The following is a 13,231-nucleotide window of genomic DNA, read 5'->3' as shown; positions in this document are numbered from 1 at the left end:
TCTTTTCTTTTGTTTCGTTTTATTCATTGCCTGTTTATTTTGGAATAAGGTATTCATGAACCTCCTGCGTCGGTTTCATTGGAAAAGCAAAGAAAATGAAAGAAGAAGGTATTAATGAATCCCTTTGGTCGATTTCATTGAACAGGTAAGCAGGATTCAATTAGTAGGTTGGTAATAAACCGTAATTGATTCTACGCAACCAAATAGCATTATAAACATCTTAACATCAGTATTTTAATTAGCTAAAAGTCTCTAAAGGGGATACTTTGGGTGAAGGTTCATTTTTAAACAACTAACCAATGAAAAAGGGTATAATTCTTTTGTTGATGATCGGCCTAATGCTTTCTTGTGAAAAAAATGAGGTGAATCCTTCAGATATAAAGCAGATGGGTTATGGCACTTCCTTTGGAATGTGTGTTGGCTATTGTAAGATTGATATATTGCTAAAGTCGGACACGGTAATTTATTCCCGTTCAGGTTGGAATAATCAGGTAGAAGCTATTGATTGTAAAGAAAACTTGACCCGATTGAGTTGGGACTCTATTAAAAAAGCAGTAGATTTAAATGAATTTTTTTCGATGTCAGAAATCGTGGGATGTCCGGATTGTGCAGATGGAGGGGCCGAGTGGTTGGAGGTTGAGAATTTTTCCGGCAAGAAATACAAGGTAACATTTGAGTACGGCAAGGCACCTAAGGAATTGGAAACTATTATAGCCGCCTTAAGGAAACAAATTGAAAAGGGTTTTCATTGCGAGGAGTTTTAAAAAATAGCACTGATGTGTGCCTATAAAAAAATATATAATGAAACATTTCATCTTTTTTTGTGCAGTATTGTTTTTAATGGGCAGTAGTTTAAACGCCCAGCAAAACCCAATACCTTCAGTGGGTAACGATGCATTGGTAAAGGATTGGAGCCTGCATGAGGCCAATGCATTTAAAAAAAAGAAGAATGGGTTAACGGATTCTATTGTTTTTGACTTCAATTATAAAGATCAGCTAAGTAGTTTGATGGACAATCAGAAGTCCAATAACATTTCTTCAAAGAAAAAGACTGTAGAAATGCCCATAATTAAGCCTTCCGGCAATTATCCCATGATTATTTATCGCATTGACAGCTCCAGCACTTATGCGGCAAGAATTTACAAGTATTGATGATATCAAGGGTAGTTGGCACACAAATTTTCAAGTTGGTAATTAGAGATTGATGATTGCTTAAAAATCACTCCGATAATGGAAAATGACTATACTATTCCTGCACAGGCCCGAATTGGACACGTACATTTAAAGGTGGCAGATCTGGAACGGTCGCTGGATTTTTATTGTAATCTATTGGGCTTTGAAGTGACTACAATGTACGGAAATCAGGCCGCCTTTATTTCCGCTGGTGGATATCACCATCATATTGGTTTAAATACATGGCATAGTAAAGGGCTGCCTCCTGCAACTACCAATAGTGTGGGGCTTTTTCATACGGCAATAGTATATCCTGCCAGAAAAGATCTTGCCAACATATACCTGCGCTTGCTTAAGGCAGAATATCCGATAACGGGGGCAAGTGACCATGGTGTTTCGGAAGCCATTTATTTGGACGACCCTGACAAAAATGGAGTGGAACTTTATTGGGATCGCCCAAAAAGCCTCTGGACCTATGGGCCGGACGGATCCTTGTCAATGTTTACAAAGCCATTGAATATGGAGAATTTGTTACGGGAGTTGAAATCAGTTTAAATTACACTTCACTACCTTAGGTCTCTTGCGATTTTTTTTTTTATCTTCAAGGTTTTATAAATACTACAAAAAAAGTATAAACATGAAACTTGTAATAGGCTTTCTTTCAATTATATTGTTGTTTTCTTCCTGTAAAAACAATACCAAAACCGAAATCAAAGTTGTCACTGAAACCACCGCTGATGTGGACAGTAATTGGATATACTTGTTTGATGGAGTAACTACCAAAGGATGGAGAGCATACAACGGGGAGGCTTTACCTCCTGGTTGGGTGGTAAAGGACAGTGTATTGACATTCGATACCGAATTGGGGTTGGAGCAGGATTACACCGGAGGAAAGGATATAATCTATGGCTTGGAAGAGTTTGATAATTTTGAGTTGTATGTAGAATGGAAATTGCCCAAAGGGGGCAATAGTGGCATTTTTTACCATCTAAAGGAAGGTATACCCAATGCCGGGCCACCAAATATTTCTCCGGAGTACCAGTTGATCGATGATGAAAATTATGCCAATATTCATGATCTTACAGAATATAATATGAGTCTTGGCCATACCGAAAACCCTGCTGCACTTCAGCCTTTACAACAAACTGCTTCGGATTATGCCATGCATGTTGCAGATCCAGACCAAAAGATACTAAACCCTGTTGGGGAGTGGAACTCCTCTAAAATTGTATTTACGCCAGAACAAGTGGAGCACTGGCTCAATGGGAAAAAAGTGTTGTCCTTTGTACCATGGTCCGAAGATTGGTATGAAAAAAAGAATTCTGGAAAATGGAAGGATGAGGAAAATTATGGAAAGTTTAAAACTGGTTATATCGGATTTCAGGATCATTCCAGTCCAATATGGTTTAGGAATATTAAAATTAGAAAATTATAAAACGTAATTCTGTCGGTTGCGCTTAACCGTTAAAAAACAATAAAAATTTACTTATGAAAAAAAGAGACTTTTTAAAAAGTACCGCTGCCTTGGGATTAACGGCATTGCTGCCAACCTCAGTTTGGGCATTGTCTAAAAATGGACGCTTAAGAACGGCCCATATCGGGGTCAGTAATATGGGGGGCAATGACCTTGCGTCCATATCTTCGCATGAGCTGGTGGATGTGGTAGCCCTTTGCGATGTTGATTCCAATGCCTTGTCAGCAGCCAAAAAGTTGCATCCAAACGCGGCAACCTTCAAGGATTACAGAGTGATGCTCAAGGAATTGAAAAACGATATAGATGCGGTAATTGTCTCGACCCCGGATCATACCCATGCACCCGCTTCCATGATGGCCATGGAGATCGGAAAACCGGTATATTGTCAAAAGCCCCTTACCCATCACGTGGCGGAAGCCAGAGCTATGCGCAAGATGGCAAAAGAAAAAAACTTGGTTACACAGATGGGAATCCAAGTACATTCTTTCTACGATTATAAATTGGCTACCTTGTTGATCCAATCAGGAATAATAGGGAAGGTAAGTACCGTTAGGGCATGGTCTCCCAAGAACTGGGGCTTTGATGGTCCAGAACCTAAAGGGGCCGACCCGGTTCCCGATACTTTGGATTGGAACCTTTGGTTGGGGACTTCTGCCGAAAGACCATATAAGGAAGGATATTACCATCCTGCCAATTGGCGAAAATTATTGGACTACGGTTGTGGTACTTTGGGAGATATGGGAGTGCATATTTTTGACACCCCTTACAACGCCCTTAAATTGGATGTGCCAAGGACTATAAAGAACCAATGTAGAAAACCTACAGGGTTCGGATTTCCTGAAAAAAACACCGTTACCTATACTTTTCCCGGTACCGAATATACGGCCGATACCTTAAAGTGGATCTGGTATGACGGGAAAGGGGCGCCAGAGAAACATAAAGACTTACGATTGCCCAACAATGAGAAACTGCCTAATCAAGGCGCCATGTTTGTCGGGGAAAAAGGAAGACTTTTGTTGCCACATTTTATGGAGTTGCCTAGACTTATTGTAGATGGTAAATATCAGGAATTGGACCTATCCATTATTAAGGATCAAGATGCCATAGGTGAACCTGTTAGGGATTATGATTCCGAAGGGGACAAGCACTATCATCAGTTTGTAGATGCCTGTTTGGGCAAAACAGAAACTACAGCTCCCTTTGAATATTCAGCTCGACTTACCGAAACAATATTGTTGGGGGTAATTGCTGGTCGTTTTCCCAATAAAACATTGCATTGGGATAATGCCACTGCCAGATTTTCGGAACCAGAAGCCAATAAGTTACTGGACGCACCCTATAGGGATTTCTAAAAGCTTTTAATTTATATCAACTATAACAGTCCATCGGCCATTTTTTATGAGAATGGTGGATGGGCTTTTTTTATTAATAAATTAATGTTGGAATTCATTGGTAATATTCCGGTTGGGTATTATGATAAAACGCTAAGATTCTTATCTTTAGCTTATGCAACAAAAGCCATCTTCTTTCTCTATTAAAAATTGGTCCGATGATGATAAACCTCGGGAGAAATTGGTGCAAAAAGGAAAATCCGTTCTTTCCGATGCAGAATTGATAGCCATACTAATTGGCTCTGGAAGCCGCAATGAAAGTGCCGTGGAGCTTGCGAAACGTATTTTGGCCTTGGTAAACAACAATCTGAACGAATTGGGGAAATTATCCATTAAACAGCTCATGCAATTTAAAGGGATTGGGGAAGCAAAGGCAGTTTCTATTGCTGCCGCCTTGGAAATTGGCCGTAGGCGTAGAGGGGAAGAGGCTCAAAAAATAACTAAAATCAGCAGCAGTAAAAACGTGTTTGAACTTTTGCAGCCTAAAATGGGGGAGTTGCCACATGAGGAATTTTGGATCGTTTTTCTGAATAACTCCAACGCCGTGCTACATGCGGGTCAACTTAGTAAAGGGGGTATTACAGGGACCTTGGTAGATGTTCGATTGGTATTGAAACAAGCCCTGGAATTAGGGGCGGTAGGTTTGATTTTGGCCCATAACCATCCCTCCGGTACTTTAAAGCCCAGTGAGGCCGATAAGCAGATTACAAGAAAATTAAAAGTAGCCGCAGAGGCCTTGGATATAAAAGTTTTGGACCATATCATCATCACACAAAAAGAATACTTTAGTTTTGCAGATGAAAATATCCTTTAAATTTTAGTTGGCGGCTTTGGGACGGAGGGACTTTTGAAATCTACTACCCAAGGCATTTTTTAAGAAGGACTAAGTTAATAGTTATGTTGCTTATCTATACCCACAAAATTACACATCGCTTTAGTTATGTTATGCGGCATATTTTTACAACTATTCTTGGAATAGAGGTGACTTATACTACCAAAGTCGAGGATTTTATTAAGCATACAGGGCCAAAAATAACGTACACCAAGCAACCTCTGCAAAATGAATTTTTCGTACGGAGCAATGATCTGTTGTTCGAACAAGGGATTAATGATATACAGATCCATGTAGCTGATTGGGAGGGCACGCCCTGTTTTTTTTCTACTGGTGACAGGAGCAATCTGCCTTTCGATATATTTTCGGCAAGTTTTTATTTGCTGAGTAGATATGAAGAGTATTTGCCCCATGTAAAGGATATGCACGGAAGATTTTCGCCTAAGGACAGTTTGGCCTTTCAACATGATTTTATGGAGAAGCCGTTGGTAGATATTTGGGCCCAAAAACTTTTGTTTGCTCTAAAGGTAAAATTCAAGGATCTTAAACATAAGCCAAGAAATTATAAGTATACCTCCATCATAGACGTTTCCACTTCGCATTGTTTTGCGTACAGGGGTTTTGTAAGGGGTATGTCCGGATTTCTTTTTGATTTGGCAACCCTTAAGATCCGTAGGGTTTTCGATCGGGTTTCGGTATGGATCAATTTTAAAAAGGATCCCTACGATAATTTTTTCGAACTTATAGAATTGCATAGGAGAGAAAAGGTAAAGGGGATGTTCTTTTTCCAGTTCGCGGAGTATTCCACTTACGACAAAAATGTGTCCCCCAACAACAATAAATTTAAGCACTTAATTAAATCTGTAGCTGATTATGACAAGGTTTCCCTATCCTGTTCCTACAGTTCCTTTAATAATATAGCCTTGCTCAAGGAGGAGAAAAAAAATCTTTCCAATGTAATTCATAGGCCTGTTAGTAGTTCCCGCATGCGTTATAACCGAGTGGATATTCCTGAAACGTATAGGAATTTGATCGAAGCAGGATTTACGGATGATTATACCATGGGCTACACCCATGAAATTGGATTTAGGGCAGGTACCTGCACGCCTTTTTATTTTTACGATATTCCTTTGGAATTACAGCAGCCCATTAAGATTCATCCTTTTGCGGTGCACGATTATGGCTTGCTGAAATACAGGAATAGGACAGAAGCCTATTCCGCTGTGGAAAGGCTTTATTTGGAAACAAAAAAGGTAAACGGAAAGTTCATTACAGTTTTTTCGAATGAATTAATTGGGGGAGAGAGTAAATTGAACTGGAAGAAATTATATAGTAGTATCTTAAAACGAGTACATGTTTAAGAACCTTGTTACCGATGTTTTTTTTGATTTAGATCATACCCTTTGGGATTTTGAGAAAAACTCGGCCCTGACATTTCAGAAAATTTTTTCAGAGAACTCCATCAGTATTGAGCTCAAAGATTTTTTGGAAGTATATATCCCTTTAAATTTTGATTTTTGGAAGCTTTATCGAGAAGGGAAAATAACTAAAAGTGAATTGAGGTTCCAAAGGTTGAAGATTACCTTTGATACTCTGGGGCATGCCATATCGAACGAGTTGATTCATATTTTATCCGATCAGTATATTGAGCATTTATCGTCCTATAACCACCTTTTTCCAAATACTACCGATGTTTTGGACTATTTAAAGCCCAATTATAAATTGCATATTATTACCAATGGCTTTCAGGAAATACAGCATAAAAAATTGCGTAGCTCCAATATTCACAATTATTTTGAGCATGTAATCAATTCCGAAATGGCCGGTGTTAAAAAACCAAATCCGTTGATCTTTAGATTGGCACTTGAAAAAGCAAAAGTTCCACCCCATAAATCCTTAATGATCGGAGACAATTTGGAGGCAGATATTATAGGAGCAAAATCTGTTGGACTGCATACCCTTCATTTTAACGCCAATAATGAACCAAAGCACGAATATTGTGATATGATTCACGATTTAAGTGAAATAAAATTCTATTTATAGAGTTATACTAAAGAGAAACATTATAACAACGCGGTACCAGTAGTTGTTCTTGGAAGGTTTGGTATGAAATATAAAATTTTGCTTCCCGCCATTATTTTGCTTGCATTCTATTCTTGTGTAGAAACGCAAAACTTCGACCAATATGATGATTTGGAAATTATTCCCACAGTAGAGGCCAGTATATTGTATATTGAATCACCTGAAAGATTGTTAAATGAAACGCTCGGGCAGGATTTTTATTCCCAAGATTTTAATTTTGATGGCTTTAGTGAAGATGCCTTCTCGGATCGGGTTTTGGATGGTTTTGTATTCTATGAAATAGAGAATACTACCAGTAAGGAAATAGAGGCCACCGTGGAATTTTTGGATGAAGGAGGGAATACGCTGGATACCCAATATTTTCATGTGGACCCGGCCCCAACGCCCCTTTTGCAATTGCAGGTAGCATATGGCAACGGTACGGGACGAAGCATAGAAATCATAAAAAATACTTCAAGCATAAAGCTTAGTGTTCTCAATTTAGGAGATAATAGCAGTGTGTCCAACCTCCCGGATCCTAAAATTATATTTAGATCCAGTGGTAAATTCAGGCTTCGTTTAAAATGAGGCAAGTTCAACTCGTCTTATTAAGCTGGTTACTGGGCTGTATCTTTGGTATTGCCCAGAACAAGCAAATTCTTTATGATTTTACGGAAATTCCCCAAGCGTTAATGATCAATCCAGGAATGTCAACCGACTTTCAGTGGTATGCAGGAATCCCCGGATTGTCGGGAATTTCATTTCAGGCAGGCAGTAGTGGAATTACAGTAAACGATTTGTTTGCTGAAGACGGAGTGGATTTTAACATCAAGGTTAGGGAGCGGGCAATTTATGGTATGAACACCAGGGATGAACTTAGTGGTACTTATCAGGTGGAATTGTTGAATGGAGGTTTTCGCGGTCGCAATCGGGATAATTTCTTTTCTTTTGGGATTTACAACGAAGGCGATGCAATAGGCTATTGGTTTAAGGATTATGCTATTCTGGCCTTTGAGGGCAATGCCGATCAATTGGGAAGAAAATTTGATCTTGGACATTTAAAAACACGTGGGGAAATGCTCAATGTGTTTCATTTCGGGATCAATAAAAGGGTAAATGGAGCCTTGACCCTTGGCGCAAGGGCCAAGATATATTCTAGTGCCTTTAATTTTTCATCAACCAAAAACAAGGGATATTTTGTGACCAACGAGGGACAGAACAATATCTTGGCCAATACCATTGATGCCGATCTGGAATTAAGATCTTCGGGTATTAATGAGATTGAGGATGCTCTTGACAATGATAGTTCCCTTTTACCTGGAATTTTAACAAGAAGACTGTTTTTTGGGGGAGATTTGGGGTTTGGTGTCGACCTGGGATTTACTTATAAATTAAATAAACAGACCGTAGTAACCGGAAGTTTGTTGGACCTAGGGTTCATATATAGTTCTACGGACGTTAAAAATTATACCGTAAAGGGAAATGCTACAGTGGAAGGTATAGAGGTTATTTTACCGGATGCTTTTTCAAACTCCAATGACGATTTTTGGCAAAATTTAGTGGATGAGGTAGATGCATTGGTTCCCCACGGGACCAATACTAAGAGCTATATATATTTTAGGCCTACCAAACTGTATGGATCAATACGTTATAATTGGGGGGAACCTACCAATCCGAGTATGGATTGCGACTGTAACTATATGGTATCCAAAAGAAAGGATTATACCAAATACGCCAATGGTGTTGGCGGACAATTGTATATGATCAATAGGCCTAGAGGACCACAAGCCGCTCTTACTGCCTTTTATTTACGGAGATTTGGAAGAACCTTGGCGGTTAAAACCACTTACACCGTAGATAAGTTTTCTTGGAGTAATATTGGCCTAGGACTAAATCTACAGGCGGGTCCCGTAAATATCTATGTTATGGCCGATAACCTATTGGCCTACAAGAACCTTGCGGATAGTCACTACTCCTCTTTCCAATTAGGATTAAATATTATATCTTGGGGGAAGAAATGATATTTGATTTTTTTAACAATCAGTACTTTTTTTTAGGTGTCCAATCGTGACGATCGACATTTATAAATTTTGTATTCAAAAGCTGTATTGGCTTAGTTTTTGTTTTCATTATTGAATATTTATAAAAATTTTCCCCTGTGTCTAAATTGCAACAAGAGGGTGTTATCTTCTATTTTTTGGAATAAAGGAATCTAATTTAAGGCAGGAGGCATTATCAACACTAACAATGAAATTTGAACTAATGAAAAACTTTTTTTTACCCCTTATCCTAATGTGTAGCTTTTATGGCGTGTCACAAGCTGAATTAAACAAATACAAGTACATAATAGTTCCTACAAAATTTGAGGCTTTTAAAAATGAGAATCAGTATCAGACGAGTACTTTGATCAAATATCACCTTGTAGAAAATGGCTTCACGGCAGTTTATGACAATGATTTGCCTGTGGATTTGATGGCCAACAGATGTCTGGGTCTGCTATTGAATCTGGAGGACGACTCCTCCATGTTTACTACCAAGGTGACTTTGACACTCAAGGATTGTCTTTCCAATGTGGTCTATACCACTGTGGAAGGAGTTAGTAAAGAAAAGGATTATAAATCGGCCTTTTCGGAGGCGATAAAGGAATGTTTTGTATCCTTGTCAGGATTAGGGTATAAATTTGAGCCTTCGCAAGATAATGCTCTCCCCACAGTGAGCTTTAAGAATGATGTTAAAAGGATTGAAGAAAAGGCCACTGCGGAACCACAACAGAACATGCCCAACCCTGTAGTGCAACAAAAGGCTACTTTAGAAGAGCAGTCCTACAAGAGCTTGGAACCAGTTCAGTCCAACATTGGAAAAGCAGAAAATAAGCCTGCTATGGCTTTGCCAAAGGTAGATTATAAGACAGAAGGTGCAGGAGTATTATATGCGCAGGCCATTGCAAATGGATATCAATTGGTAGATAGCACACCTAAAATAACCTTGAGGATGTACGCTACTTCCCAGGTCGATTTCTTTATTGCCGAAGGGGATGACCACAATGGTGTGGTTATGAAAAAAGGTGACAAGTGGTATTTTGAGTATTACGAGGGCGAAAAATTAATGGGGCAGGAACTGAATATTAAATTTTAGAGTTCATATTTATCTTTCCACCGTCTTTTTAGGAAATCTTTTATAGCATTTTCCCTTTGATTGTTGCCTGGGCGGTAAAAGCTTGTTTTGGCTACTTCCTTGGGCATAAATTCTTCAGCAACAAAGTTGTTGTCATAATCATGGGCATACTTATATTCTTCCCCATACCCCAAGTCTTTCATTAATTTGGTGGGCGCGTTGCGCAATGCCAAGGGAACGGATAGGTCCCCCGTTTGCTTTACGATTTGCTGGGCCCTATTTATGGCCATATAACTAGCGTTGCTTTTGGCTGAGGTTGCCAAATAGATGACGCACTGACTCAAAATGATCCTAGCTTCGGGATAACCTATGGTGGTCACGGCCTGAAAGGTGGTATTCGCCATAACCAAGGCCGTAGGGTTGGCATTTCCAATGTCTTCGGAAGCTAATATGAGTAATCTTCTTGCAATGAACTTTACATCCTCTCCTCCCTCGATCATCCGTGCCAACCAATATACTGCCGCATTGGGATCGCTTCCCCTGATCGATTTTATAAAAGCAGAGATAATGTCGTAGTGTTGCTCCCCTGTTTTGTCGTAAAGGACGGTGTTCTTCTGTATTTTACTCAAAACCAAATCATCCGTAATGCTAATAGTATCCGTCTCTTCGGAATTGATGATAAGCTCAAATATATTGAGCAATTTTCTTCCGTCCCCACCTGAAAGTCGCAATAGGGCTTCGGTTTCCTTAAGTTTTATTTTTTTGGTTTTCAGAAAACTGTCCTGTGCCATAGCTCTATTTAGTAGGGCTTCAAGGTCTTCTTTGCCAAAAGGGTTTAGAATATATACCTGACATCTGGACAAGAGTGCAGGAATTACTTCAAAGCTCGGGTTTTCAGTGGTGGCTCCTATGAGGGTTACCCAACCTTTTTCTACAGCTCCCAAGAGGGAGTCCTGCTGCGATTTGCTGAAGCGATGAATTTCATCTATAAATAAAATCGGGTTTTTGGTAGTGAAAAGTCCACCACTCTGTTTGGCCTTTTCTATTACTTCCCGAATATCCTTAACGCCGCTACTTATGGCACTTAGGGTGTAAAAAGGACGACCGCTTTCATGGGCTATTATATTGGCGAGGGTGGTCTTGCCTGTTCCCGGGGGTCCCCACAGTATCAAGGATGGCAAGATTCCTTTTTTTATTTGATGGGTCAGTGATCCATTTTCTCCCACTAAATGGTTTTGACTTATATAGTCCTCCAAGGTTTTGGGGCGTACCCTTTCTGCTAACGGCTCGTTCATAATGTAAAAATAAGACAAAGTTGGTATAGTGCGTTACCATTTTTTGGACTTTAAGACTGATTTTCACTTGGAAAATATGCAAGTGACATTTTAACCGAAAATTGCTTCTTGGCCAGACTATTGAATAAAGTTTTATATGTCCGTTGAAGCGTTTATGCTGAATGCTTTTAATTTTAAGGTATCATGTGACATTAAAAAAAAATCCCTCTCAAGAGGGGAGCTGATGGTATTTTTAAGTAATCCGCTTCACAGAGATGCAAAAAAATAACATTATGGCCTAAGTAGTATTAATAAGATTATTGCATAATTAATTATATTTCCGGTATGACAGAGGGTAACTATTTCAAATTTTCAAATTCGGTAATTGTACTTCCATTATTGGCGGTACTATCTATCTGGACCGTATATTGGTTTGAAATAAAGTTTCAAGTCAATTTTAATGACTACGGTGTTTATCCCAGGACATTAAAGGGGTTGAGGGGCATTGTGTTAAGTCCGTTTATACATGCGTCCGTAGAACATTTGTACAATAATACCATCCCTTTGGCCATACTTACTGCGTCATTGGCGTTCTTTTATCGAAATATAGTATTCAAGGTTTTGCTTTTGGGGATACTTTTATCGGGTCTAATAACATGGCTCATTGGCAGGCCTTCCTATCATATTGGAGCCAGTGGTGTGATCTATGTATTGGTCAGTTTTATATTTTTTAAAGGGATTTTGTCCAAGTATTACCGTTTGGTGGCCTTATCCCTAATTGTGGTTTTTATTTACGGCAGTTTATTGTGGTATATTTTTCCGGTCAAGGACGGTATTTCTTGGGAGGGGCATTTAGGAGGATTTGCAACAGGCTTACTACTGGCATTTACATTAAGGGCACCTTTGCCCATATTGAAAAAATATGATTGGGAGAAGGAGGATTATAATGAAGAGGAAGATGAATTTTTAAAACATTTTGATGAAAATGGGAATTTTATTGAATCTAGGCCCGTAGAACCAAAGGAAGAAGAAATTAAAATCACTTATCACTACAAGAAAAATCCCGAGGATCCGGGATTGAACTGATGATATGAAGTTCGGAAATTAATTTAGATCTAAACCCTTATAAAATTAGTCAATGTAACTCCTTAAGGGGTTTCATGTCTTTGTCTTACCGCTTCGTAGAGGAATACCCCACAGGCTACTGAGACGTTTAGCGAACCAATTTCTCCCAGTAATGGAAGTTTGGCCATATGGTCAGCGGCTTTCAATATAGAGGGGGAAATTCCCACATCTTCGGATCCCATAATAATAGCACAAGGTTCCTTAAAGGATACTTCATAGATGGTGTTTTCCGTTTTTTCGGTGGCTGCAATAACCTTTATTCCAGAAGCCTGAAGATAGAATACAGCATCCTTTATATGGTCTATCTTGGCTATTGGAACACGAAAGGCTGCACCTGCCGATGTTTTAATAGTATCTGCCGTTACCGGGGCGGCTCCCTTCTTCTGGATGATGATGCCATCCACGCCAGTACATTCCGCTGTTCTAATTATGGCTCCGAAGTTTCGTACATCCGAAAGTTGGTCCAGTAAAAGAAAAAGAGGTGCCTTTTTGGATTCCAATACTTTTTCAACCAATTCTTCAACGGTCAGAAAGGTAATGGGCGATATGTTGGCCACTACGCCCTGATGATTGTTCTTGGTAAGTCGGTTTAATTTTTCAATGGGTACGTAGGAGGAAGTAATTCCGTTTTTACGGATAAGGGATTCCATGTCTTTTGACAAATCGCCTTTAAGCCCCTTTTGTATAAAAACTTTGTCTATAGGTTCATTGGATTTTATGGCTTCGATGACAGCTCTTATACCATAAATTTGTTCGGTGTTTTTCATGGGAGTAAAGGTAGAAAAAA

At 39.2% G+C, this 13,231-nt stretch carries 14 protein-coding genes; 12 read left to right on the top strand and 2 right to left on the bottom strand.

All coding sequences use genetic code 11. The features are described from left to right. Positions 1 to 299: 299 nt before the first annotated feature. The 11 genes from MWU84_RS08200 (at position 300) to MWU84_RS08150 (ending at position 10,066) form a co-directional block, all read left to right on the top strand. The gene (locus MWU84_RS08200; RefSeq protein ID WP_246900478.1) at positions 300 to 764 is read left to right on the top strand and encodes a hypothetical protein; all 465 of its coding nucleotides are present in this window, start codon (positions 300 to 302) and stop codon (positions 762 to 764) included. 37 nt (positions 765 to 801) lie between these two features. Beyond that, complete coding sequence (locus MWU84_RS08195) at positions 802 to 1,152, top strand: hypothetical protein (RefSeq protein ID WP_246900476.1); 351 nt, start codon at positions 802 to 804, stop codon at positions 1,150 to 1,152. 78 nt (positions 1,153 to 1,230) lie between these two features. Next, a complete protein-coding gene (locus tag MWU84_RS08190) occupies positions 1,231 to 1,728 on the top strand; it encodes a VOC family protein (RefSeq protein WP_246900474.1) in 498 nt (165 codons plus the stop codon). 82 nt (positions 1,729 to 1,810) lie between these two features. After that, positions 1,811 to 2,608 (top strand): DUF1080 domain-containing protein, encoded by a 798-nt coding sequence (locus tag MWU84_RS08185; protein WP_246900471.1) that lies wholly within the window; start codon positions 1,811 to 1,813, stop codon positions 2,606 to 2,608. Between the two features lie 53 nt (positions 2,609 to 2,661). Further along, positions 2,662 to 3,999 carry a Gfo/Idh/MocA family oxidoreductase gene (locus MWU84_RS08180; protein ID WP_246900468.1) on the top strand — a complete coding sequence of 446 codons (1,338 nt, stop codon included), beginning with the start codon at positions 2,662 to 2,664 and terminating at the stop codon, positions 3,997 to 3,999. A gap of 154 nt (positions 4,000 to 4,153) precedes the next feature. After that, entirely contained in the window at positions 4,154 to 4,852 is a 699-nt protein-coding gene (gene radC / locus MWU84_RS08175; protein ID WP_246900465.1) for a DNA repair protein RadC, read from the top strand. An 83-nt stretch (positions 4,853 to 4,935) separates the two neighbouring features. Further along, positions 4,936 to 6,231, top strand: coding sequence for a polysaccharide deacetylase family protein (locus MWU84_RS08170; protein WP_246900463.1), 1,296 nt, complete (start codon positions 4,936 to 4,938; stop codon positions 6,229 to 6,231). Next, positions 6,224 to 6,913 carry a YjjG family noncanonical pyrimidine nucleotidase gene (locus MWU84_RS08165; RefSeq protein ID WP_246900460.1) on the top strand — a complete coding sequence of 230 codons (690 nt, stop codon included), beginning with the start codon at positions 6,224 to 6,226 and terminating at the stop codon, positions 6,911 to 6,913. The genes MWU84_RS08170 and MWU84_RS08165 overlap by 8 nt, the downstream gene beginning before the upstream one ends. 63 nt (positions 6,914 to 6,976) lie before the next feature. After that, positions 6,977 to 7,519 (top strand): hypothetical protein, encoded by a 543-nt coding sequence (locus MWU84_RS08160; protein WP_246900457.1) that lies wholly within the window; start codon positions 6,977 to 6,979, stop codon positions 7,517 to 7,519. Continuing rightward, on the top strand, positions 7,516 to 8,952 hold the full coding sequence (locus MWU84_RS08155) for a DUF5723 family protein (protein ID WP_246900454.1): 1,437 nt from the start codon (positions 7,516 to 7,518) through the stop codon (positions 8,950 to 8,952). The genes MWU84_RS08160 and MWU84_RS08155 overlap by 4 nt, the downstream gene beginning before the upstream one ends. Positions 8,953 to 9,193: 241 nt before the next feature. Then, entirely contained in the window at positions 9,194 to 10,066 is an 873-nt protein-coding gene (locus tag MWU84_RS08150; protein WP_246900452.1) for a hypothetical protein, read from the top strand. On the opposite strand, the gene MWU84_RS08145 is transcribed toward MWU84_RS08150, so the two are convergent. Then, positions 10,063 to 11,340: a replication-associated recombination protein A gene (locus MWU84_RS08145; RefSeq protein WP_246900449.1), complete on the bottom strand. Its 1,278-nt coding sequence runs from the start codon at positions 11,338 to 11,340 to the stop codon at positions 10,063 to 10,065. The two genes, MWU84_RS08150 and MWU84_RS08145, sit on opposite strands and share 4 nt — an antisense overlap. A 324-nt stretch (positions 11,341 to 11,664) precedes the next feature. On the opposite strand from MWU84_RS08145, the gene MWU84_RS08140 reads away from it, so the two are divergent. Continuing rightward, positions 11,665 to 12,405, top strand: a complete 741-nt coding sequence (locus MWU84_RS08140) for a rhomboid family intramembrane serine protease (protein WP_246900446.1) — start codon at positions 11,665 to 11,667, stop codon at positions 12,403 to 12,405. A gap of 62 nt (positions 12,406 to 12,467) precedes the next feature. On the opposite strand, the gene rlmB is transcribed toward MWU84_RS08140, so the two are convergent. Next, on the bottom strand, positions 12,468 to 13,211 hold the full coding sequence (gene rlmB, locus MWU84_RS08135; protein ID WP_246900442.1) for a 23S rRNA (guanosine(2251)-2'-O)-methyltransferase RlmB: 744 nt from the start codon (positions 13,209 to 13,211) through the stop codon (positions 12,468 to 12,470). Between the last annotated feature and the right edge of the window lie 20 nt (positions 13,212 to 13,231).

Origin of the sequence: Arenibacter sp. F20364 (genome assembly GCF_023015905.1) — a bacterium.
GTDB lineage: Bacteria > Bacteroidota > Bacteroidia > Flavobacteriales > Flavobacteriaceae > Arenibacter.
The sequence above is the reverse complement of the archived record's forward strand: the minus strand, read 5'-3'. Positions and strand labels throughout refer to the sequence as shown.

Bases quoted from the DNA above. Each gene is read 5' to 3' on its own strand.
- MWU84_RS08200 (WP_246900478.1), top strand. From the start codon at position 300: ATGAAAAAGGGTATAATTCTTTTGTTGATGATCGGCCTAATGCTTTCT.
- MWU84_RS08195 (WP_246900476.1), top strand. From the start codon at position 802: ATGAAACATTTCATCTTTTTTTGTGCAGTATTGTTTTTAATGGGCAGT.
- MWU84_RS08190 (WP_246900474.1), top strand. From the start codon at position 1,231: ATGGAAAATGACTATACTATTCCTGCACAGGCCCGAATTGGACACGTA.
- MWU84_RS08185 (WP_246900471.1), top strand. From the start codon at position 1,811: ATGAAACTTGTAATAGGCTTTCTTTCAATTATATTGTTGTTTTCTTCC.
- MWU84_RS08180 (WP_246900468.1), top strand. From the start codon at position 2,662: ATGAAAAAAAGAGACTTTTTAAAAAGTACCGCTGCCTTGGGATTAACG.
- radC (WP_246900465.1), top strand. From the start codon at position 4,154: ATGCAACAAAAGCCATCTTCTTTCTCTATTAAAAATTGGTCCGATGAT.
- MWU84_RS08170 (WP_246900463.1), top strand. From the start codon at position 4,936: ATGTTGCTTATCTATACCCACAAAATTACACATCGCTTTAGTTATGTT.
- MWU84_RS08165 (WP_246900460.1), top strand. From the start codon at position 6,224: ATGTTTAAGAACCTTGTTACCGATGTTTTTTTTGATTTAGATCATACC.
- MWU84_RS08160 (WP_246900457.1), top strand. From the start codon at position 6,977: ATGAAATATAAAATTTTGCTTCCCGCCATTATTTTGCTTGCATTCTAT.
- MWU84_RS08155 (WP_246900454.1), top strand. From the start codon at position 7,516: ATGAGGCAAGTTCAACTCGTCTTATTAAGCTGGTTACTGGGCTGTATC.
- MWU84_RS08150 (WP_246900452.1), top strand. From the start codon at position 9,194: ATGAAAAACTTTTTTTTACCCCTTATCCTAATGTGTAGCTTTTATGGC.
- MWU84_RS08145 (WP_246900449.1), bottom strand. From the start codon at position 11,340: ATGAACGAGCCGTTAGCAGAAAGGGTACGCCCCAAAACCTTGGAGGAC.
- MWU84_RS08140 (WP_246900446.1), top strand. From the start codon at position 11,665: ATGACAGAGGGTAACTATTTCAAATTTTCAAATTCGGTAATTGTACTT.
- rlmB (WP_246900442.1), bottom strand. From the start codon at position 13,211: ATGAAAAACACCGAACAAATTTATGGTATAAGAGCTGTCATCGAAGCC.